The sequence below is a fragment of the Pseudarthrobacter equi genome, from assembly GCF_900105535.1.
Classification (GTDB): domain Bacteria; phylum Actinomycetota; class Actinomycetes; order Actinomycetales; family Micrococcaceae; genus Arthrobacter; species Arthrobacter equi.
This window is the reverse complement of sequence record NZ_LT629779.1, coordinates 536,251-557,291: the sequence shown is the minus strand read 5'-3', so window position 1 is coordinate 557,291 and position 21,041 is coordinate 536,251. Positions and strand designations below refer to the sequence as shown.

At 67.5% G+C, this 21,041-nt stretch carries 25 protein-coding genes; 16 read left to right on the top strand and 9 right to left on the bottom strand.

What is annotated here, in order from left to right; translation table 11 throughout:
* Positions 1 to 207: 207 nt before the first annotated feature.
* A complete protein-coding gene (locus tag BLT71_RS02460; RefSeq protein WP_056077127.1) occupies positions 208 to 741 on the top strand; it encodes a hypothetical protein in 534 nt (177 codons plus the stop codon).
* On the opposite strand, the gene BLT71_RS02455 is transcribed toward BLT71_RS02460, so the two are convergent.
* The 5 genes from BLT71_RS02455 to BLT71_RS02435 are packed head-to-tail and all read right to left on the bottom strand — an operon-like array spanning position 713 to position 4,168.
* Positions 713 to 1,288 carry a GNAT family N-acetyltransferase gene (locus tag BLT71_RS02455; RefSeq protein ID WP_231994420.1) on the bottom strand — a complete coding sequence of 192 codons (576 nt, stop codon included), beginning with the start codon at positions 1,286 to 1,288 and terminating at the stop codon, positions 713 to 715. The two genes, BLT71_RS02460 and BLT71_RS02455, sit on opposite strands and share 29 nt — an antisense overlap.
* Entirely contained in the window at positions 1,285 to 2,649 is a 1,365-nt protein-coding gene (locus BLT71_RS02450) for an FAD-dependent oxidoreductase (protein ID WP_091717264.1), read from the bottom strand. The genes BLT71_RS02455 and BLT71_RS02450 overlap by 4 nt, the downstream gene beginning before the upstream one ends.
* A gap of 54 nt (positions 2,650 to 2,703) precedes the next feature.
* Entirely contained in the window at positions 2,704 to 3,114 is a 411-nt protein-coding gene (locus tag BLT71_RS02445) for an arsenate reductase ArsC (protein ID WP_056077134.1), read from the bottom strand.
* Positions 3,111 to 3,821 carry an aquaporin gene (locus BLT71_RS02440; protein WP_091717261.1) on the bottom strand — a complete coding sequence of 237 codons (711 nt, stop codon included), beginning with the start codon at positions 3,819 to 3,821 and terminating at the stop codon, positions 3,111 to 3,113. Before BLT71_RS02440 ends, BLT71_RS02445 begins: the two co-directional genes overlap by 4 nt.
* Positions 3,818 to 4,168 (bottom strand): ArsR/SmtB family transcription factor, encoded by a 351-nt coding sequence (locus tag BLT71_RS02435; protein WP_056077138.1) that lies wholly within the window; start codon positions 4,166 to 4,168, stop codon positions 3,818 to 3,820. Before BLT71_RS02435 ends, BLT71_RS02440 begins: the two co-directional genes overlap by 4 nt.
* A 120-nt stretch (positions 4,169 to 4,288) precedes the next feature.
* Here BLT71_RS02435 and BLT71_RS02430 point away from each other — a divergent pair, with 120 nt between their 5' ends.
* From BLT71_RS02430 to BLT71_RS02370, 13 genes are all read left to right on the top strand, one after another.
* Positions 4,289 to 4,720: a LexA family protein gene (locus tag BLT71_RS02430; RefSeq protein ID WP_056077140.1), complete on the top strand. Its 432-nt coding sequence runs from the start codon at positions 4,289 to 4,291 to the stop codon at positions 4,718 to 4,720.
* Between the two features lie 26 nt (positions 4,721 to 4,746).
* Positions 4,747 to 6,027, top strand: coding sequence for a Y-family DNA polymerase (locus tag BLT71_RS02425; protein WP_172829894.1), 1,281 nt, complete (start codon positions 4,747 to 4,749; stop codon positions 6,025 to 6,027).
* A 70-nt stretch (positions 6,028 to 6,097) separates the two neighbouring features.
* Positions 6,098 to 7,150: a D-2-hydroxyacid dehydrogenase gene (locus BLT71_RS02420; RefSeq protein WP_091717259.1), complete on the top strand. Its 1,053-nt coding sequence runs from the start codon at positions 6,098 to 6,100 to the stop codon at positions 7,148 to 7,150.
* Between the two features lie 19 nt (positions 7,151 to 7,169).
* Positions 7,170 to 7,907: a fumarylacetoacetate hydrolase family protein gene (locus BLT71_RS02415; RefSeq protein ID WP_091717257.1), complete on the top strand. Its 738-nt coding sequence runs from the start codon at positions 7,170 to 7,172 to the stop codon at positions 7,905 to 7,907.
* 112 nt (positions 7,908 to 8,019) lie between these two features.
* Positions 8,020 to 8,817, top strand: a complete 798-nt coding sequence (locus tag BLT71_RS02410) for an IclR family transcriptional regulator (RefSeq protein ID WP_056077148.1) — start codon at positions 8,020 to 8,022, stop codon at positions 8,815 to 8,817.
* A 171-nt stretch (positions 8,818 to 8,988) separates the two neighbouring features.
* Positions 8,989 to 10,338, top strand: coding sequence for an MFS transporter (locus tag BLT71_RS02405; protein WP_056077150.1), 1,350 nt, complete (start codon positions 8,989 to 8,991; stop codon positions 10,336 to 10,338).
* On the top strand, positions 10,335 to 11,249 hold the full coding sequence (locus tag BLT71_RS02400; protein ID WP_091717255.1) for an NAD(P)-dependent oxidoreductase: 915 nt from the start codon (positions 10,335 to 10,337) through the stop codon (positions 11,247 to 11,249). The genes BLT71_RS02405 and BLT71_RS02400 overlap by 4 nt, the downstream gene beginning before the upstream one ends.
* The gene (locus tag BLT71_RS02395) at positions 11,246 to 12,016 is read left to right on the top strand and encodes an SDR family oxidoreductase (RefSeq protein WP_091717253.1); all 771 of its coding nucleotides are present in this window, start codon (positions 11,246 to 11,248) and stop codon (positions 12,014 to 12,016) included. Before BLT71_RS02400 ends, BLT71_RS02395 begins: the two co-directional genes overlap by 4 nt.
* Positions 12,017 to 12,195: 179 nt before the next feature.
* Positions 12,196 to 13,377 (top strand): ABC transporter substrate-binding protein, encoded by a 1,182-nt coding sequence (locus tag BLT71_RS02390; RefSeq protein WP_091717251.1) that lies wholly within the window; start codon positions 12,196 to 12,198, stop codon positions 13,375 to 13,377.
* Between the two features lie 230 nt (positions 13,378 to 13,607).
* Positions 13,608 to 14,549 carry a matrixin family metalloprotease gene (locus BLT71_RS02385; protein ID WP_231994419.1) on the top strand — a complete coding sequence of 314 codons (942 nt, stop codon included), beginning with the start codon at positions 13,608 to 13,610 and terminating at the stop codon, positions 14,547 to 14,549.
* Positions 14,550 to 14,641: 92 nt separating this feature from the next.
* Positions 14,642 to 15,364, top strand: a complete 723-nt coding sequence (locus BLT71_RS02380; protein WP_056077160.1) for a VIT1/CCC1 transporter family protein — start codon at positions 14,642 to 14,644, stop codon at positions 15,362 to 15,364.
* Between the two features lie 49 nt (positions 15,365 to 15,413).
* On the top strand, positions 15,414 to 15,899 hold the full coding sequence (locus BLT71_RS02375; protein WP_091717249.1) for a hypothetical protein: 486 nt from the start codon (positions 15,414 to 15,416) through the stop codon (positions 15,897 to 15,899).
* Between the two features lie 70 nt (positions 15,900 to 15,969).
* A complete protein-coding gene (locus BLT71_RS02370) occupies positions 15,970 to 16,227 on the top strand; it encodes a metal-sensitive transcriptional regulator (RefSeq protein ID WP_091717247.1) in 258 nt (85 codons plus the stop codon).
* Between the two features lie 145 nt (positions 16,228 to 16,372).
* Here BLT71_RS02370 and BLT71_RS02365 read toward each other — a convergent pair whose 3' ends face one another.
* From BLT71_RS02365 to BLT71_RS02350, 4 genes are all read right to left on the bottom strand, one after another.
* Complete coding sequence (locus BLT71_RS02365; protein ID WP_091717245.1) at positions 16,373 to 16,768, bottom strand: hypothetical protein; 396 nt, start codon at positions 16,766 to 16,768, stop codon at positions 16,373 to 16,375.
* A gap of 85 nt (positions 16,769 to 16,853) precedes the next feature.
* The gene (locus BLT71_RS02360; RefSeq protein WP_091717243.1) at positions 16,854 to 17,351 is read right to left on the bottom strand and encodes a MarR family winged helix-turn-helix transcriptional regulator; all 498 of its coding nucleotides are present in this window, start codon (positions 17,349 to 17,351) and stop codon (positions 16,854 to 16,856) included.
* A gap of 94 nt (positions 17,352 to 17,445) precedes the next feature.
* Positions 17,446 to 18,384 carry a carbohydrate kinase family protein gene (locus BLT71_RS02355; RefSeq protein ID WP_091723759.1) on the bottom strand — a complete coding sequence of 313 codons (939 nt, stop codon included), beginning with the start codon at positions 18,382 to 18,384 and terminating at the stop codon, positions 17,446 to 17,448.
* 42 nt (positions 18,385 to 18,426) lie between these two features.
* A complete protein-coding gene (locus tag BLT71_RS02350) occupies positions 18,427 to 19,221 on the bottom strand; it encodes an alpha/beta hydrolase family protein (protein WP_172829893.1) in 795 nt (264 codons plus the stop codon).
* A 79-nt stretch (positions 19,222 to 19,300) separates the two neighbouring features.
* Here BLT71_RS02350 and BLT71_RS02345 point away from each other — a divergent pair, with 79 nt between their 5' ends.
* Positions 19,301 to 19,957, top strand: a complete 657-nt coding sequence (locus BLT71_RS02345) for a cyclodeaminase/cyclohydrolase family protein (RefSeq protein ID WP_091717241.1) — start codon at positions 19,301 to 19,303, stop codon at positions 19,955 to 19,957.
* A gap of 119 nt (positions 19,958 to 20,076) precedes the next feature.
* Positions 20,077 to 21,000 carry an AEC family transporter gene (locus BLT71_RS02340; protein ID WP_091717239.1) on the top strand — a complete coding sequence of 308 codons (924 nt, stop codon included), beginning with the start codon at positions 20,077 to 20,079 and terminating at the stop codon, positions 20,998 to 21,000.
* The last annotated feature ends 41 nt before the right edge of the window (positions 21,001 to 21,041 follow it).

Below are 21,041 nucleotides of genomic sequence, written 5' to 3'. Positions count from 1 at the left end.
CTACTACCGGCCCGTAGCGTAGCGCGGCGTTCCGGGGCAGGAGCATACTGGAAACGCCGCCCAATGAGAGGACGCTCGGCCTTGCGGGCGGCACTGTCACCGGCACTCCCGGGAAATCTGCCGGCATCTGGCGAAGGCGGGACATCCCGTTCCCGCGCTGCGCATCCCTGAGGAAGACACAGGTCTCGGAGGGGCAGAAGATCAACGATGAACCGCACCAAAAATGGGGTACTGTCCATAGCCGCAGCGGCACTTGCGCTGGGGCTCGCACCGGGGGCTGCCGTGGCACACGGCGGGTCCGGGCACGAGGGCTCCGACAAGGGTGACGACTGGCGGAACAACGACGACCAGCGCCGGCTGGTCAGGGTACTGCGCCACGTCACGGACGACTACCGCTGGCTGGAGAACGCCGAAGCCGACGGTTACAAGAAGATCACCGAGTGCATCGACATGCCGGGGGTGGGGGCGATGGGATTCCACTACGCCAAGCAGGAGCTGCTCGACGACAAGACCCAGGCCCGCAAGCCCGAGGTCCTCGTCTACATGCCGGACCGGAACGGGCGGTACCGGCTGGTGGCCGCCGAGTTCATTTCAACCGCGAAGAACCGGCCCTCGATTGCCGGGCTGAAGTTTGAAGACGGCCCGTTCCCCGGTTCTTTCGCCCTCCATGCGTGGGTCTGGCGGGACAATCCGGACGGCATGTTCGCGGCGTTCAACCCGGACCTGAGCTGCCCGAAGTAACGGGCTGAGAAGGACTGCCGGCGGCACCCGCCGGGCTGTCCGGGCTGCGGTGCTCGATCAGGACGGTGTCACGCCAGATGCCGGCGTGGGGCCCGTAGACCATGAGTCCGATGCGTCGGCGGGTGCCGACGATGGTGAATCCGTGGCGCTGGTGCAGTGCGAGAGAGGCAGTATTTTCGGGGAAGACGTTGGACTGGATGGTCCAGACCCCTGCGGCGTGGCAGTGACGGATGAAGGCGGCAAGGAGCCGGGAGCCGTGTCCGTGACCGTTAACGGCCGGGCTGATGTAGATCGAGTGGTCGATGACGCCGGAGTAAACGGGTCGGGAGGACACGGGCGATCCGGCTGCCCACCCGATGACGGTTCCGTGGTCTTCGGCGACGAGGCGCAGGTCCGGCCGGCGCCCCGCGTCGAAGTCTTCCCAGGACGGCGGGGCCTGCTCGAAGGTCGCGTTTCCGGTGGCGATGCCCTCTGCCCAGATGTCCTTGACGACGGTCCAGTCGTTCCTGGTCAGTTCACGGATCCTCAACCCGGCGCCTGGGGTCACAGGGGTGCTGCTTGGTTGGTGCGGCCGTGCTGCAGGCCAGTGGAAAATCCAACCGACACAATGACAGGCTCCGGGGTTGCGCAGCAGGAGTCCGCCATTACCGCGTCGTTGTCGGGGATGCTGGTGGAGCAGACGCCGGTTTCGGGGAGTTCGAGTTCGACCGTGTCCGCGGCCATGCTGTTTCCGGCGAGGGCGGCGGCGATTGAGCGGACCTGTTCGTAGCCGGTGGCCATCAGGAAGGTCGGGGCGCGGCCATAGGACTTCATGCCGGCCAGGTAGAAGTCCTTCTCCGGGTGGGTAAGGATCCTGGCACCGTGGGCCGGGACGGTGCCGCAGCTGTGAAAGTCCGGGTCGATCAGCGGGCCTAAGGCTTTGGGTGCGTCGACGGCGGGGTCGAGGTCGAGGCGCAGCTCGGTGAGAATGGACAGATCGGGGCGGAACCCGGTCGCCGGGATCACCAGGTCGGCCTCGACACGGCGGCCGTCAGCAGCGATGACCGTGACCGTGCCACCGTTCATGTCAATGCCGTTGGTGTGGAAGCCTGTGAGGAGTTGGACGGCCCGGGTGTCGACGGCGGTGCGCAGCCGCGTGCCGAGCTGGCCGCGGGCGGGAAGCTGGTCAGCGTCTCCGCCGCCGTAGGCGCGGGCAGGGGTGTTGGCGCGGATGGCCCAGAGGACTTCGGTTCCGGGATTGGTCCGGGCGGTTCGGGCGAGGTCCAGGACCATGTTCGCGGCCGAGTGTCCGGAGCCGATGACCAGGGTGCGGCGTCCCGCGAACCCGTCACCGGAGACGTCAGGCAGCGGCCCGGTGATCAGCCCGGCGGCCCGGGCTTCGGCCTCACCGGGCGCGGGCAGCCCCCCTGATCCAAGGGGCGCAGGGGTGGTCCAGGTTCCGGAAGCGTCGATGACGGCGCGGGCCAGGATCTCTGTGGTGTCGCCGCTGGTGTGCCGGATGCGCAGGAGGAACGGAGCTTGGTCGCGGCCGGCGCTACGTCCTTTGTCCATGCCCTGCCGCGTGACGGCAACGACTCTGGCTCCGGTCCGGATCCGGTGTTTGAGTGCGGTGGTGGCGGCCAGGGGCTCGAGGTAGCCGGTGACGATCTGGTGTCCGTAGGGCAGTGCGGTTGGACGGTGCGCTTCCCAACCAGTGGCCTCGAGCAGCCGGACGGCGGCGGCGTCGAGGTTGTACTGCCAGGTGGAGAACACCCGGACGTGGCCCCACGCGCGCACTGCGGCTCCGACGGTGGGGCCGGCTTCGAGGACGAGCGGTTCAAGGCCGCGTTCGAGCAGGTGCGCGGCCGCTGCCAGGCCGACGGGTCCGGCACCGATCACGGCGACCGGCAGGGAGTCCTGTGCTGTCATGCTGTCCTCATTTCAATCGTCGGCGCGCACTTACGGTGCCGTTCGGGTGACGGGTTATGCGGTAGCCGGGGTCAGGGAGGCGATCAGCGCCTCGACCCGGGTCTTGATCTCGTCGCGGATGGGCCGGACGGAGTCGACGCCCTTGCCGGCGGGGTCTTCCAGGACCCAGTCTTCGTAGCGCTTCCCCGGGAAGTAGGGGCACTCGTCACCGCAGCCCATGGTGATGACGACGTCGGAACCTTTCACGGCCTCGGTGGTGAGGATCTTAGGGATCTCGGCGGACATGTCGATACCGACCTCGGCCATCGCCTCGACCGCGGCGGGATTGACCTTGTCCACGGGCTGGGACCCGGCGGAGCGGACCTCAATCTCACCCTTGCCCAGGGTGGCGAGGAACGCGGCGGCCATCTGGGAACGGCCGGCGTTGTGGACGCAGACGAACAGGACGGAGGGCTTGTGGCTCACGAGAGCACCTTTCGATCAGCCGCGACCGCCGCGGCAGCGGTGGAAGCAGCAAGGGCGGGGTAAAGGAATCGGACCAGGGCGTAGCCGGCTGCCCCGCCGGCCAGCTGGGCGAGGATGAAAGCGGGAGCGGACGACGGGGAGATCCCGGCGAAGGTGTCCGTGATGGTCCGGGCGATCGTGACGGCGGGGTTGGCGAAGCTGGTGGAGGACGTGAACCAGTACGCTGCCGTGATGTAGCCGCCGACGGCGAACGCGACCCGGTCGGTCCTCCCGGAACGGACCGTGCCGAAGATGACCAGCAGCAGCCCGATGGTGGCGATGACCTCGCCGAGCCAGAGGCCGGCCCCGGCTCTTTCACGCGTGGAGAACGTGACGGCGTCCAGGCCGAACATCAGGTTCGCGGCAAGGGCGCCCACCAGGCCGCCCAGGAACTGGGCGCCGATCAGAGCCGCCGATGTTCTGGTGTCAATCATGCCCAAGGCGCGTTCGACCAGGGTGACGACGGGGTTGAACGAGGCGGAGACCGGCTGCAGGGCGACAATGAGCGCGACCAGGGCGGCGCCTGTGGCCACGCTGTTCTGCAGAAGCTGCAGCCCGACGTCGTCCGGGGACAACCGTGACGCCATGATCCCGGAGCCCACGATGGCTATCACGAGGAATGCCGTACCGACGAGCTCGGCACCGGCTCTGCGCGCCAGGACGCTCACGTCGCCTGTCCCCCGATCAGTGTGGCGAGGTTCTGAAGGGCCTCGGTGCGGGCCCGGTAGTAAACCCAGACGCCACGCTTCTCCCGGTCCAGCAGACCGGCCCCGTGCAGGATTTTCAGGTGGTGGCTGATCGTCGGCTGGGACAGCTCGAAGGCGTCGTTCAGGTCGCAGACACACGCCTCACCGCCCTCATGCGAGGCGACCAGGGACATCAGCCGCAACCGGACCGGATCCGCCAGGGCCTTCAACAGTGGCGCGATTCCCTCAGCCTCGGGCAGGGACAAGGGCTCCCGCGCCAGCGGGGAGCAGCAAGCAACCGTTTGGACCGCGGTCAATTCCAAAGACATAGACACACGTATATATTTACATTCATCTATGTCATAGCGCAATGACCCAACGCCGGGCTCATTGTCGGCGTCCGGCGCTACACTGAACTTATCGAACAAATATTCGAATAAGGGTGTGTTGTGGGCGTTATTGTCGGGCCTCGCGTGATAGATGCAGGCGCGTCGCTGTTCTCGGTATTGATCTCTCCCGTGGCAGTCGCGGCCGGCTTTCCATCGCCGGCACAGGACTACTTCGACGGGCGGATCGACCTGAACGCACACCTGATCAAGGACATCACCAGCACCTTTGTTGTCAGGGTCACCGGAAACTCCATGGAGGGTGCCGGCATCAGCGACGGGGACGAGCTGATCGTCAACCGCGCGCTGGAACCCAAGGACGGGTCCGTCGTGATTGCCGTGCTGGACGGTGAACTCACCGTTAAGAGGCTGCGCATCACGGCCACCGGAATCGTCCTGCAGGCGGAAAATCCCCGGTACCAGGACATCAAGGTATCGGCGCTTTCCGAACTGACCATCTGGGGAGTCGCCACAAGGTGCCTGCACCATGTCTGAGGCCCGCCGTGGCTAAACCTGCCCTCATGCGCCACATGCCGCAGATCGCCCACGTAGACGTCAACTGTTTCTACGCGTCCGCGGAACGGGCCTTCGACCCCTCGCTGGAGGGCCGCCCACTGGTGGTCCTGTCCAATAACGACGGCTGCGCCGTTACCCGTTCCCCCGAGGCGAAGGCACTCGGCATCACCACCGGTGAACCCTGGTTCAAGCTCGCGCCGCGGGCAAAGGAGTGGGGCCTCGTGGCGAAATCCAGCAACTACGAACTCTACGGCGACATCAGCGCGCGGGTCATGGAGCTGCTCGGCAGGTACTCGGCCTGGTTGGAGGTCTACAGCATCGACGAGGCGTTCCTGGGGGTCAAGGGGGACGCCGGCACCTTGCTACCCCTCGGACGCACCATCAAGGACGCCGTCCGCAGGCATGTGGGCGTTCCCGTATGCGTGGGCATCGCACCCACCAAGACGCTCGCCAAGCTCTGCAACAAGTGGGCCAAGAACAACCCGGCCTTTGACGGGGTCTGTTTATGGGAGGCGGTCCCCCACGATGTCCGGGACAGCCTGCTGGCCCGGCTGCCCGTGGACGAGATCTGGGGCATCGCCGGAAGGCTGACCAAGCGGCTCAACGTCCTGGGGATCTTCACGGTCCAGGACCTGGTCCGCGCCGATGCGGTGATGATCCGGGACAGGTTTTCGGTGGTGCTGATGCGCACCGTCCTCGAGTTGCGGGGCACCCCCTGCATTCCCATGGAGGAGGAGCGAATCGGCCGGGACCAGCTGATCTTCTCGCGATCGTTCGCCACGCCGGTCGCCAGTGCGGACGGCCTGCGGCAGGTGCTGAGCATTTACGGGCAGCAGGCGAGCGCCAGGCTGTCCAAGCACGGCCTGCAGGCGAAAGTGCTCACGGCATTTGCCGCCACGTCACCCTTCCGCCAACAGGAGCAGGCGTACCCGTCCGTATGCGTTTCGCTGCCGATGCCGACGGCGGACCCGCTGCTGCTGACCAGGGCGGCACATGCCCTGCTCCCCCACATCCGGGACGGCCTCAAATATGCCAAGGCGGGGATCATGCTGACCGACCTGCGGCCCAGCGGCAACCAGTCGCCGCTCGAACTGTTCGAGAACCGGCATGAGGAACGCGGCATCGGCCCGCTGCTTGACGATGTGAGCCGGCGCTTCGGGCGCGGGGCCATCGGGCTGGGACATGCCGGCATCAAGTCCGGCCTCGACTGGACCATGAAGCGTGACATGCGCTCGCCCCGGTACACCACCCATTGGGACGAACTTCCGGTGGTCAAAGCCGCATGACCCGGCTGCAGTGACAGAAACATAGTCCAAACTGTTCAGCATGCTAGCCAGCAGACAGTATAGTGAACAGATGACTTCTCCCAAGACTGTGGCCATCGCCGTCCCGCTCGAAGCAGAGCTCGTGGACCAGATCCGTGCCGTCGATCCGTCCATCACCGTCCTGTACGAGCCCGGCCTCCTCCCGCCGGAGCGCTTTCCCGCAGACCACGCCGGCGATCCCGCTTTCGAGCGCACGCCCGGGCAGGAGGAACGCTACTGGGCCATGCTCGGCAGGGCCGAAGTGCTCTACGGCTTCCCCAATGAGAGCCCTGCGGGCCTGGCCCGCATCGCCCGGGATAACCCCGCACTCGAATGGATCCATGCCATGGCGGCGGGGGCAGGCGGAGCGGTCAAGGCATCCGGGCTCGGCCAGGACGTCCTGCAGAAATTCCGGATCACCACCTCCGCCGGAGTACACGCGCTTCCCCTCGCCGAATTTGCGGCGATGGGAATCCTGAACGGCTTCAAACGGAGCGCCGAGCTGGCCCAGGACCAGGCCGCCAAGGCCTGGCCCGACCTGCGGGTACCCACCCGCCTGGTCAACGGCTCGAACCTGGTGATCAGCGGCCTGGGCGAAATCGGGCTGGAAACGGCCCGGATCGCCAGGGCGCTCGGCATGAACGTCAGCGGCACCAAGCGGACCGTTGAGCCCATCGAGGGCATCCACCAGGTGGTGGACAACGCGGGCCTGCCCGGACTCCTCGCCACGGCAGACGCCGTTGTCAACACCCTGCCCGGAACCGAATACACAGAGAAACTCTTCAACCGGGAACTGTTCGCGGCCATGAAACCCGGCACCACCTTCGTCAATGTTGGCCGAGGCACCGTGGTGGATGAGGATGCGCTGCTGGAGGCGCTGGAGAACGGCCAGGTGGGCTACGCCTGCCTGGACGTCTTCGCCGTGGAGCCGCTGCCCCGGGACAGCCCCCTGTGGAGCCACCCCAGGGTTATGGTCTCGCCCCACACGTCAGCCCTCAGCGCCGCCGAAAACCGGCTGATCACCGAGCGGTTCTGCAGCAACCTCCGCACCTTCCTCGACGGCGGCGAGCTTCCCCACCTCGTGGACACCGTCCACTTCTACTAAGCCAGTACCGGGAGAACCAATGCGCATCGCCAGAATCAACACAGCGTCCGGGACCCGGCACGCGGTTGAACGGGCCGGATCATGGCACCACATCGTCGACCCGTTCGAGGCACCGCTCCGCTTCACGGGCGGCACCACCCCCGCAGGTGAGGCGGAGCTCCTCGCTCCCGTGGCCCCGGCGGTAGTGGTAGGCATCGGCCACAACCTGACCCTCAACGACCACCCACTGCCCATCCAGGCATGGCATAAGTCCGTCCACACAGTGGCCGGACCTGGCGACCGGATCGTCGCCGCACGCGGCCGCGGCACAGTGAACGTAGAAGGTGAACTCGCCGTGGTGATCGGCAAGCAGGCAGCTGACCTGACCGCAGAGAACGCCCTGGACCACGTCCTCGGCTACACCTGCGTCAACGACGTCACCAACGTGGATCAGAACGCGGTGGACGAGCGGAACTTCCAGGGCAAGGCCGGCGTCAACTACACGCCACTCGGACCGTGGATAGAAACCGCCCTTCCGGATCCCGAGCGGGCTGGCATCGGCGTCTTCGTCAACGGAGTGCCCAAGGCCAACTCCGGGACGTTCAACCTGCCCTCCTCTGTGGTGGACTGCCTTGTCTACGTCACCTCCTGGCTGACCCTTGAGCCCGGGGATGTCGTCATGACTGGCGCGCCCGGCACCGCGGTGCCGGTGGAGCCGGGCGACCGCGTGGACATCGTGGTGGAGGGCGTCGGAACCCTGGCCAGCGCGGTGGGTTGACGGGCCGCTCCCGTATTCTTCGGGACCGCACATTCGCCGGGGCACTTATGATGGATAGCGTTCAGTTGACTGAACGGACACTGCAGTCAGTCCCGGCAACCTAAGGAGAATCATGGCCGATTCCCGCACCCCCGCTTCACCGGACAAGTCGGGAGCCGCCTCGCCGGCGCCGGCAGTCACGCGTGCGGCCGCCGTCCTGGATGCGCTGGCGGCTTCTGCAACGGGGCGGCTGACCCTCAGCGACCTTTCGCGCGAAGTGGGGATTCCCAAGTCTTCCACCTCCAATCTCCTGCTGGCGCTCGAAGAAGCCCGGCTGATCACCCGGCAGGGAGCGGAATTCACCCTGGGCCGCAAGCTGGTGGAACTCGGCGCTGCCTACTTGGGCCGGATGGACGAGGTCCAGGAGTTCTACCGCTACTGCGAACAGGCCTCCGTCCTCTCCGGGGAGACCGTCCGGATCGCCATGCTGGACGGAACCAACGTTATCTACCTCGCCCGCTACGAGGGCCACCCCGCAGTCCGCCTGACCTCCAATATCGGCGACAAGATGCCGGTATCCCTCTGCGCCGTAGGCAAGGCGCTGATCGCCCGGCTCAACGTGCACGACATCGAAGGGATGTTCCCTGACGACGCCGAACTGCCGGTCCTCACGCCCAAGTCGCTGCGCACCGGGGCGGAACTGAAGTCGCAGCTGCGCGAAATCCGCGAGCAGGGCTACGCCTTCGAGGACGAGGAAAGCACCACCGGCGTGGTGTGCCTGGCCGTGTCTGTTCCCACGCGCGGCGCCCACGGTCCCAGCCTGGGCCTGTCCGTCACCGCGCTGAAGGCCACCTACACTCCGGAACAGGGCTCGCAGATGGTCAAGGAGCTCAAGGAGCTGGCGCACTCGCTGGGCAACCCTATGGGCTAAGCGCGGCCGCGGACTCCAAGCCGCAGAGGAACGCCGCTTCTCAACAAAACAAAAAACTGTTGCCAGTTGTTCAGCTTGCTGTATTGTGTTCAGCATAGTGATCGACACAACAGGTGTTGTCGCTATCCCACCAGGCCAACGGGGGCCTGGAGTGCATTAGAGGGAGTTCTCGTGACAACTCGTACTAAATCACCGCAGACCGATGCGGACGGCGCCGTCGTCGATCCGGAGCAGCTGCGAAGGGCAACTCTTGCCAGCTCCGTGGGTTCGGCCCTGGAGTACTACGACTTCTACATTTACGGCCTCGCATCGGCCCTGATCTTCGGCCCGCTGTTCTTCGCCCCGCTGGGCGAGAGCGGCGCCGTCATCGCCTCCTTCGCCACCTACGGCGTCGGCTTCGCGGCCCGGCCGTTCGGCGGCGTGGTCTTCGGGTACATCGGGGACCGGTTTGGCCGCAAAATGGTGCTGATCCTGACCATCGGCCTGATGGGCATGGCCAGCTTCGCCATCGGGCTCCTCCCCACCTTTGAGCAGGCGGGGATGCTCGGGGCGGTGCTGCTGGTTGCCCTGCGCATCCTCCAGGGCCTGGGCGCCGGAGCCGAGCAGGCAGGCGCCACAACGCTGATCTCCGAGGTGGCCCCGCGCCGCCGTCGCGGTTTCTTCGCCTCACTGCCCTTCGTGGGCATCCAGCTGGGCACGCTCCTGGGCGCCGGCACCTTCGCCCTGATGGCCCTGGCGGACAAGGAAGTCCTGCAGGGCTGGCTCTGGCGCGTACCTTTCCTGGCCAGCGTCATCCTGATCATCATCGCCGTCTTCATCCGGCTCAAGCTCAAGGAGACCCCGGTCTTCCAGGAGCTCGAAAAACACAAGGCCGTGGTCAAGAACCCGGTGGGCCAGATCTGGAAGCACTCCAAGAAGAACGTGCTGGTGGGCATCGGCCTGCGGATGGGTGAGAACGGAAACTCATCGATCTACTCGGCGCTGCTGGTGTCCTTCATCAGCATGCCGGCCGGCGTCTTCGCCGGCGACAAGTTCATCGGCCCCACCGGCCTGCTGATCGCCGCCGGATTCGCGGCGGTCCTGGTGGTCACCTTCGGTGCGCTGTCCGACCGCTTCGGCCGGGTACCCGTCTACCGCTACGGCGCCCTGTTCCAGGCCGTCATCGCCCTCCCGGCCTTCTACCTGGTCACACTGGGCAACGTCACCCTGGTCTGGGTGGTCATGGTGGTGGGCATCGCCCTGGGCGTCCAGTCCATGCTCGGCCCGCAGTGCGCCCTGCTGCCGGAACTCTTCGGCTCCCAGCACCGCTTCACCGGCGTCGCCCTCAGCCGCGAAATCTCCGCAGTGCTCGCCGGCGGCTTTGCACCGATGATCGGTGTGGCACTGCTCGCAGCTACCGGCCACTCCTGGCTGGTTCCCGCGATCTACTCCCTGGTGCTGGCGTCAATCTCTTTCGCCACCACCTTCTTCACCCCCGAAACGAACGGCCGCGACCTGCTGGTCGTGGAGGACGCCAAGTGACGCACGGCTCCGTCGGCTTCGTGGGGCTCGGCCTCATGGGCGCCCCGATGGCCGCCAACCTGCTCGGCGCCGGGTGGCAGGTCAGGGGTTGGAACCGCTCCCCCGCAGCCGTCCGGGACCTTGAACTCCGGGGCGGGTCCGGCGTCGACACCGTCGCCGACCTGCGCGGCGAGCCCGTCATCATCTTCATGCTCCCCGACCTCCCCTTCATCGAAGAGTCCGCCGCCGGCCTCCTGGCGGCATGGCGGACGGAGCCACCCGCGCCGGGGACGCTGGTGGTGGTCATGAGCAGCGTGTCACCGGTGGGGGTGCAGGCGTTCGGCCTTGCGGTGGCTGAGGCGAGCGCCGGGAACGCCTCCGTGCTCGATGCACCGGTCAGCGGCGGCACGGACGGCGCGCGCCGGGGAACCCTGGCCATCATGGCCGGCGGCTCCGAGGCGGACTTCGCACGTGCGCTGCCGGTCCTGGAGGCCATGGGCGCGGCGGTCCGGCGGCTGGGCGGGCTGGGCGCCGGCTCCCTCGCCAAGGCATGCAACCAGCTGGTGGTGGGAACCACGACGGCGGCACTCGCCGAAGCCGCGGAGCTGGCCGAACGCTCGGGCCTGGACGTCCACGCCCTCTTCGAGGTGCTCGCCGGGGGCTTGGCGGGCAGCCGCGTGCTGGACCAGGTGGGACCCCGGCTGGCGGCCAAGGATTACACACCCACAGGGCCGGCCAAGTTCATGCGCAAGGACCTGTCCTTCGTACTGGACAGTGCACGCAGCGCGGGTACCGCCACACCCATGGCGTCCGCCGGAATCGAGCTGTACACCGAGCTGGTGGCGCAGGGCCTGGGAGACCAGGACCTTGCGGTGGTGCGGCAGGCCGTCGCAAACCCCAGCGCCGCCGGCGCCGGAGAGGCCCGGCGATGAGCCAGTTGTTTGACCTGACCGGACGCACCGCCCTGGTCACGGGTTCCAGCCGCGGCATCGGCAACGCACTCGCCCGGGCACTGGCGGAGGCCGGCGCCACGGTGGTCCTGAACGGGATCAATGCGGAGCGGCTCGCAGCGGCTGAGGCGTCGATGGCAGCGGATTTCGCCCCGGGCCGGATCCGCAGCTGCGCGTTCGACGTCACCCGGGACAGCGACGCCGAGCGGGGCGTTGCCTGGGTGGAGGAGAACGTTGGCCCCCTGGACATCCTGGTCAACAACGCCGGAATCCAGCACCGGGTGGCCATGCTGGACCTCGACGTCAGCGATTGGGAGCGGGTCATCAGCACCGACCTCACCAGTGCCTTCCTGGTGGGCCGCGCCGCAGCCCGCGTGATGGTGCCCCGGGGCCGCGGCAAGATCATCAACATCTGCTCCGTCCAGACGGACCTGGCCCGGCCCACCATCGCGCCCTACGTCGCCGCCAAGGGCGGGCTGCGGAACCTGACCCGTGCCATGACGGCGGAGTGGGCGTCATCAGGGCTGCAGATCAACGCCATCGCTCCGGGCTACATCCACACGGAGATGACGCAGAACCTGGTGGACGACGAGCAGTTCAACTCCTGGATCCTGGGAAGGACACCGGCCCGGCGCTGGGGTACCGCCAGCGACCTGGCCGGCCCTGCCGTCTGGCTGGCGTCGGACGGTTCGGCCTTCGTCAACGGGCAAACCATCTTCATCGACGGCGGCATGACGGTGGTGGTTTAACGGGAGACTGCACCCGGATGTCCGGGCGCGGGGAAGACGCCGTGCGACCTTCCGTGACGCTGCACGACGCCGCGTTGCGGCCGCGCGTCGTCCCGTTAACGCCTGCTACGGGAATCATTGTGGCCCTGCTGGGCGCTCCGTAATCTCGTCTCAGCACCCGCCCCAGCAAAGGAATCCCCATGGCAGACCCCCAGGACACGAGTCCGCAGAACCCCGGAAACTCCACCCGCATCGTCGCCGGCCAGGCCACTCCCAAGCGCCCCCTGGGCCTGAAAATCGGCATCGCCGCCGCCATCCTCGCCCTCGTGGGAGGCGGCGCCGCCGTCGCCTCAGCCGTCAACGCGAACAACACCGCCACCGCACCAGAGGCCGCAGCAGCGCCCGCCGGAAACCCGGCAGCGGAACTGAAACTCGGCTACTTCGGCAACGTCACCCACGCCCCCGCACTGGTGGGCGTCAGCAAAGGCTTCATCAAGGACCAGCTCGGCGACACCAAGCTCAGCACCCAGGTCTTCAACGCCGGTCCCGCGGCCATTGAGGCGCTCAACGCCGGAGCCATCGACGCCACCTACCTAGGCCCCAACCCGGCCATCAACTCGTTCGTGAAGAGCCAGGGCGAATCCATCAACATCATTGCCGGTGCCGCCGCCGGCGGAGCGCAGCTCGTGGTAAAGCCGGAGATCAACTCCGCCGCGGACCTCAAGGGCAAGACCCTCGCCTCCCCGCAGCTCGGCGGCACCCAGGACGTGGCCCTCCGCGCCTGGCTGACCGCCCAGGGCTACAAGACAAACGTGGACGGCAGCGGCGACGTGGCCATCAACCCCACCGAGAACGCCCAGACCCTGAAGCTGTTCCAGGACGGCAAGCTCGACGGCGCGTGGCTGCCCGAGCCCTGGGCCTCCCGCCTGGTGCTGACCGCCGGTGCCAAGGTGCTGGTGGACGAGAAGGACCTGTGGGACGGTTCGCTGTCCGGCAAGCCCGGCGAATTCCCCACCACCATCCTGATCGTCAACCAGAAATTCGCCGCAGACCACCCGGACACCGTCAAGGCGCTCCTGAAGGGCCACGCCAAGTCCGTTGAGTGGCTGAACGGTGCCGCCGCGGATGAGAAGGCCACCGTCATCAACGCAGCACTCAAGGAAGCGGCCGGCGCCGAGCTCAAGGCCGATGTCATCGACCGGTCGCTCAAGAACATCGTGTTCACGGTGGATCCGCTGGCCGGAACGTACCAGAAGCTGCTGGCCGATGGCGTCACGGCCGGAACCACCAAGCAGGCCGACATCAACGGCATTTTCGACCTGCGGGCCCTCAACGAGGTCACCGGCGAGAAGACCTCCGCCGCCAACCTCGGCAAAGAATAGCCGCCAACCACCACAGGGCGCCCGCCCGGCAGGAACGGCACCAGCGCTCCGGCCGGGCGGGCGCTTTTAACTTGTGGAAATCCTGCGCTTAGCCGCCGGAAACAGGCGCCTCGCCGCCCCTAAGCTGAAGAGGATTCATCGGCAGGCGGCACGGGGGATGTTGGGTGGGCGGTTCAGGCAGGGATCATGGCACATGGCCGGGAGCGCCCGACGGCGGCCCGTTGCCAAGGGTGCGCCGGTCACCGAGCGGAAGGATCCCGCAGTGGGCCATCGACGAGGCGTTCGGCCGGCAGGCACAGCAGGCTCCGTGGCGCGCACCGGAACCGGCGCCCGCAGGACGGCCGGCGTTTGGCGGTTTCCGCCGGCCGTACCGGCCCCGGCAGCGGAAGCGGCGGCTGCTCCCCGCGCTCGGCCTGGCGCTGGTCATCTGCCTGTACTTCACGCCGTCGTTCTTCAACCGCGTTGTCCTTCCCTTCGCGGCACCGTACCTGCCGGGGGCAACGGTTCCGCCGCCCGGGTTCGAGGCCGCGTCCTCGCCCCTGGGGACTCCCCCGGCCAGCACCGGCTCCACGGCTTTCGTCCTGCAGGACTCGCCCGATCCCGGCCAGCGGTTCGCCGCATACGATCCGTGCCGTCCGGTCCACTACGTAGTGCGTCCTGACTTCGCCGTGCCGGGTGGGGACGCGCTGATCCGGGACGCGGTAGCAGCGACCTCCGCGGCCACCGGCCTGCAGTTCATCTACGACGGCACCTCAACCGAAGCGCCGGCAGATGAGCGGGAAGCCTTCCAGCCGGACCGCTACGGCAAGCGCTGGGCCCCGGTGCTGATCGCATGGTCCACCCCGCAGGAGTCACCCGGCCTCGCCGGCGACATCGCGGGCGACGGCGGCAGCACCTTCGTCCAGGCACCCGGCCAGCCGATGGTCCTCGCCGCCGGCCAGATCCGGCTGGATGCGCCCGACCTCGCGGGCATCCTCGCCAGCCGCCCGGACGGAACGGACCAGGTGCGGGCCATCATCATGCACGAACTCGGCCACGTTGTGGGCCTGGACCACGTCAACGATCCGGGCCAGCTGATGCATGCGGCCAACATGGGCGTGGTGGATTTCGCCGCCGGGGACCGCGCCGGGCTGGCCCTCCTGGGCAGCGGCCCGTGCGTTCCCCAGCTCTGACCCCCGGCGCAAGACAGGGCGTGCCCGGGGGCGCGGATAGGGTATGCAAACCTGCGTAGCAGGGGACCGCTGCCGGTGTTTTACTTTCCCCTATGACTGAGTTGCTGAAGCAGCACCCAAACGAGCCGCACGACGACAGCATTGCAGCGCGCCTGAACTGGCTGCGCGCGGGCGTCCTTGGAGCCAATGACGGCATCGTGTCCGTGGCCGCAACGGTGGTGGGAGTCGCCGGTGTGACCAACGATGTCACCCCTATCCTGGTGGCCGGCGCGGCCGCCGTGGTGGGTGGCGCCGTCTCCATGGCGCTGGGCGAGTACGTGTCCGTCAGCAGCCAAAGCGACAGCCAGCGGGCCCTGATCGAGAAGGAACGCCAAGAACTCCGTGACGATCCCGACGGCGAACTGGAGGAGCTAGCCGCCATCTACCAGGCGAAGGGACTCACCGAAGCAACCGCGCGCACGGTGGCCCTCGAGCTCACCGAGCACGATGCGCTGGGCGCGCACCTGGAGGCCGAACTGAAGATTGATGAGGCCAGCGTCGCCAGCGCCTGGCACGCAGCGTTTGCCTCGGCCATCGCCTTCACCGTCGGTGCGGTACTGCCGCTGCTGGCAATCCTGCTGCCACCGGCCGAAATCCGGATCCCCCTCACCTTCGTGGCGGTTGTCATCGCCCTGGCGATTACCGGCACGGTCAGCGCCAGGATCGGCGGCAGCTCGAAGCGGAAGGCCACCCTGCGCCTGGTAATTGGCGGCGCCCTTGCCATGGCTTTCACCTATGGCGTTGGCCTGCTGCTGGGCACCACGGGGATAGCCTGACTCCAGCACACCTGATCCGGCGTCACTGCCCAGTCCCTAGGAGCTTTGCATGGTGGAAATCGGCGGCCTTCCGGCCCACATCCTCCTGGTCCATGGAGTGGTTGTCCTGGCGCCGCTGGCGGGCCTGATGGCGGTGGTCTTTGCACTCTGGCGCCGGAGCAGGGCCTACCTGGCCTGGCCCCTCGGCGTCCTGGCCTTTGGCCTGGTGCCGTTGTCCATCCTCACCGCGCAGGCCGGTGAACAGCTGGAGAAGGCCAGGCCTGCCTCGAACCTCATCCGGGAGCACGCCGAGCAGGGCGGCTTCTTCCGGTTCGTGGCGGTGATCTTCCTGGTGGTGGCGGCCGCGCAGATTCTTGCCGCCTTCCCCGCCGCAGTGAACCGCTGGCACGTGCTCCGCGGAACCGGACGCCTCCTGGCCGCCCGCTGGCTTGTTCCGGCTACGTCAGTTCTCGGCGTCCTGGCGGGGCTGTTCCTGATCTACGAGGCCGTTGTGACCGGCCACTCCGGCTCGGCGTCGGTCTGGAGCGGAACCTAGGGCGCTGCGCGGGGAATGGCCCGCTGGAAAGGTGGCTGGGATCATCAATCCCCCGTCACTGGAGTAGACCTTGGAACTGAACCCCGCCGAACTTACGCCCGTCATCAATCGCATGAAGCGCGCCCAGGGCCAACTTGCCGCTGTCACGCGCATGTTCGAGGAAGGCCGCGATTGCAAGGATGTGGTCACGCAGCTGGCGGCGGTATCGAAGGCCCTTGACCGGGCCGGATTCGCCATCATCGCCACCGGGCTGGAGCAGTGCATCGTCCAGAAGGACGAAACCCTGGACCGGAAAGAGCTGGAGAAGCTTTTCCTCTCCCTGGCCTAACAGGCGGGCGGGGCCAATACGCGCCGGACGCCAGGGGCGGACGACGCCGGCATGCGGCTGCGGCGCGTCAGCGAAACACCGGGGCGGGTGGCCGCAGGGCGGCGGCGGGGCAACAGCCCGCCAAAGTGGAGCTAAGTAGCTTGAGCTAGGCCTGCGCCTGCATGCCGAGCGGCGGTATGGCCGGGCCGGCCAAACCGGGGGCAGCGGCAACATCCATCAGTGCAGGCCGCTGCAGGTAAGCCTCAAGCTCGTCGGCTGAAAGGCCGGCCGTCCGGGCCAGGGCAGGCGCGCTGACACTGAAGGCCGAGGCGCCGCGGAGAGCCGCGCACAGGTCCTCTTCGGCGGCGTCCAGCTCCCACTGCAGCTGCTCCAGTTTGGCGGACGCCAAGGCAACTGCTTTCATCCATCCGCCGGCCTCCGAGGGCGCGCCGGACGCCCCCACGGGATCGGCATTGAAGCCATAGCTGTCGGGCAGCGGCAGGGCGACGACATCGGCCAGGTGATTCCGGTTCCGGCTCTGTGGTTCTGCTACCGCTGTCATGTCGCCCTCGATCCCTCGTTTACCGAATTGCTAGTTTGCCTAGTATTTAGTACCTCTAGGCAATTGTCCAGCCCGGTTTGGCGGATCAGCCCCTCGCCACCTCGTCCATGGCGTGGCGCATGCGGACCAGGAAGCCGAAAACTGTTCCAAGCTCGTCGCGGTCAAGGGATTCTATGAGGTTGGCGATGGGCCGCCGGGCGTCGTCCAGCGCCTGGACTTCCGCGGTCTCGCTCAGCCCGGTACTCCGGAGGATGGAAGCCCGACGGTCCGAGGGGTGGGGCTCCCGCACCACAACGCCGCCTGACACCAGCCGGTCAATCAGGGCAGTAATCGAGGCGGAGCTCAGCCCCAACAGGGCCGATAATTCCGTGGGGCGCATGCCATCGCCGCGAAGTGTTGCCTCACGGACGTAGCGCAGGGCGAGGACGTCGGTTGCACCGCGATCCATGATGGGGCGGGTGCGGCGGAGCATGGCTGTCTCCGCGGCACGGTACTCGCTCAGCGCATCAAGGACGTCGGTTGCACCGATCCGGCCAACCGCTTCCCGGGTGTCGACACTTCCCAATCCACCTAAAGGAGTCATGACCCTTCCTCGATAGCCTAGTAACACGCCCGTCAAGCTAAAGATACTAAGGCATTCACCCTGCAGTGTCGATGTGGGGGGGCCAGCTCCCGCGTCAGTCCCCCGGCAGGGCGTTCATCTCCGCCCGGGTGGGCGGGTTGGCGCCGGGCCGGGAAACGGTGACAGCAGCGGCGCGGGCAGCGTGGGCCAGCAGTTCCGCCAGCGCCTCCGCGGGCAGCTCGCGCAGGTCCTTCCGGTTTTCCGCGCCGTCCAGGCCCCGGTCCACGAGTCCGGAGAGCAGTGCCGCCATGAAGGAGTCGCCGGCGCCAACGGTGTCCGCCACCTCGACGCGCGGGGCCGCCACTGCGGCCTCGCCTGCGGCCGTGATGCCCCATGGACCCTCGCCACCCCGGGTCACCACCACCATCGCGGGGCCCTCGGAGCCGCCCATGGCCAGCCACGTGCGCGCGGATTCCAGGACGTCCTGCCCCGGATACAACCAGGCGAGGTCCTCATCCGAGGCCTTCACCACATCGGCGAGGGAGACGAACTTTTCCGCATGGCGGCGCGCGTAATCCACGTCGGTGATGATGCTCGGGCGGCAGTTGGGGTCGAAGCTGATGGTGGCATGCGGGTGTGCGTATTCGACGGCGGCCAGCACCTCGGTGGCTCCGGGCGCCAGCATCGTGGCGATCGATCCGGTGTGCAGCAGCGTGGTGCCCTGGAGCATGAAGCCGAGCCGGTCTGCGATGCCGGGAAGGTCCCAGGCGAGGTCGAACGTGTAGGTGGCGGCGCCGTCGTCGTCAATCAAGGCGGTGGCAACGCTGGTGGGCAACTCATCCGGGCCCAGCGGAAGCATCACCGAGCTGGCGCGGAGGTGCGCGGCCACGGAATCGCCGTAGGCGTCACGCCCGTAGCGGCCAATGAACTGCACCGGATGGTCCAGGCGGGCCAGGCCCACCGCAACGTTGAGCGGGCTGCCGCCTACGTGGGCCTCGATTCCCGAAGCGCGCTGGACAACGTCAACAAGGCCTTCGCCGATCACTGTGAGCATGGTCATACTCTGCCAGAGAAGCGGGCGGGGCCGAATTCCATGTCAGCGCAGCAGTTCACACACCAGTTGGCGGCACGCCAGGTAGGCCGGGGCGGTGATGTCGATCAGCGCGAAGTGGTCGCCGGGGACGCTGACGAACCGTGCGGGCACCGTCGATCCCCGGGCCGCATCCACATAGCCTGTGGACATTTCCGGCGGCACATCGTGGTCGGCGTCGGCGTGGACGGCGTACACGGGAACGTCCAGCGGCAGCGCCGCCATGGGGCTGGCCAGCCGGTACCGGGCGGGGAATTCCGACGACGGTCCGCCCAGCAGGTTGGCTACGGCACCGTTGCTGAGGTTGAGGCGTTCAGCGCCGGCCAGGTCCAGGACCCCGGACTGGCTGACCACGCCGGCGAGCCGGACTCCCCGCCGGCCTGGAAGGCTGTCCGCGTTTCCTGTCCCCAGTTCCGCCACCCTGTCCCGCCCGGCGGCCCAGACGGCCAGGTGCCCTCCGGCCGAATGGCCCAGGGCCACCACCTTCCCCAGGTCCAGGGCATGGGGGTCCGCGAGCGCTGCCAGCTGGTCGATGCCCGCCAGGATGTCATCGAACGTGCCGGGCCAGCCGCCTCCGTTTCCGGCGCGCCGGTACTCCAGGTTCCAGGCGGCGATCCCGTGTTCCGCCAGGTCCCTGGCCAGAGGTTCGCCGAGCTCGGCGCCGTACTGCGCGCGCCAGTAACCGCCATGGATCACCACCACCACGCCCTGGTGCCGGGCGCCTACGGGAAGATCGGGGAGGAACAGTTCGCCCCACTGGCTGGGATCCTCGCCGTACGGGTAGCGGTGGCGTTGGATCATGTGCCGAGACTACATGGGGGGACGGGACGGCAGGGACCGGACCCGTTTAGCCGGGCCTGTTCCTGGGCACCCTTCAACCATGGAAGAACGTGACGTGACCACCCGGAGTTCCACCGTTGAGGAGTGGACGCAGGGCCTGTCCGAATCCACCGGCTCACCGGGCGGCGGTGCCGGGACAGGCGTAATGCTGGCCGTTGCTGCGTCGTTGGCCTCGATGGTGGCCGGCTATACCGAACCGGGCGCGGACCATCAGCAAACCGTGGACGATCTCAGGGACCGTGCCCGGAGACTGCGGAGCGAGGCGCTGCACCTGGCCGACGAGGATTCGACGGCGTCCCGGGCCTTCGGCGCCGCCTTCCGGTTGGAGCCCGGCGCTGAACGGGACAACGCCATCCGCGAGGCCTCAGTTGACGCCGCGCACGCCTCCGCCGTGCTCGGCGCCCGGGCGGTGCAGGCCATAGACGATCTCGCCTGGCTGGCGGCGCACGGCAATAAGGCACTGATCGCCGACGTCGTTGTCGCTTTCGGTGCCCTCCGCGCGGCCGTGGCGGGAGCCCGGACCAACGTCAGCTTCGACCTGGGATCCCTGCGCTCCACCGGGGCTTCCCTTGAAGAGATCCGTGAACAGCAGCCGGAACTGTGGGCTTCCGTGGAGCGCCTCACCGGCGCGCTGGAGCGGATTGACGCACTGACGGAGCAAATTGATTCCCGCGCCGCCCCTACGGATAGCATCTGACAGGGCCTCCTGCCAGGGCAGCGGGCAACGGCAGCAGTCAAAGGCTCTGGCCAAAGGCACTGGTCAAAGGCTCCGCCAGGTACTGCCGCCCGAAGGGCGATGAGATTGAGGACAGCGGTGTGGACGGAGTCCTAAAGGGATTTTTTGTGGTGGGCGTGGTCATGTTCGTCGGCTACGTGCTCGGCAGGTCGAATGCGCTGGGCCCGCAGGGCACCAAGGTGCTTTCCAGCCTGACGTTCCTGGTGGGACTGCCCAGCCTGATGTTCTCGATGATCGCCACCCGGCACATCTCGGAGGTCCTGAGCGAAACGGGCCTGATCTCGGTGGTCACCGCCGTTGCCATGATGGCGGTGTTCGCCCTGGTGGGTGCAATCGCCCGATGGGGAGTCCGCCGCACCACCATCGGCGCCCTGGCCACAGGCATCGTGAACTCCACCAACCTCGGCGTTCCGCTGTCGCAGTACGTCATGGGAAGCGCCACCTACGTCACACCCATCATGCTGTTCCAGCTCGCCGTGATCACCCCCATCGCGCTGACCATCCTGGACCTGACCAACCCGGACGGAACCAAGCCGTCCCTGCGCCGCATCCTCGCCACGCCCTTCCGCAACCCCGTGACAGTGGCGGCCATCCTGGGCATCATCGTCAGCGCCGTCGGCATCGAAATCCCCACCCTGGTGCTGGACCCGCTTAGGCTCATCGCCCAGGTGACGGTTCCGCTGATGCTGATCATCTTCGGCATGTCCCTCCATGGCCTCTCACCCCGGGCCAGCAGCAGCGACAGCGCGCCCACGTTCCTGGCCGTCGTCCTGAAATCAGCCATCCAGCCCGCCCTCGCCTGGCTCCTGGCCAGCTACGTCTTCCACCTGGACGACTTCAACACCTTCGTGGTGACCGCCTGTGCCATATTGCCCACCGGCCAGAACGTGGTCCTCTACGCTGTGCGGTACCGCGTGGGCCAAAGCCTTGCGCAGACGACGGCGGTGATCACCTCGGCGCTGGCCGTTCCGTTGCTGCTCGGGGCGGCCTGGCTGCTGAACTGAGCTCCCGGCGGCGGACTTGGGCGCGGGTATAACTGGGTACC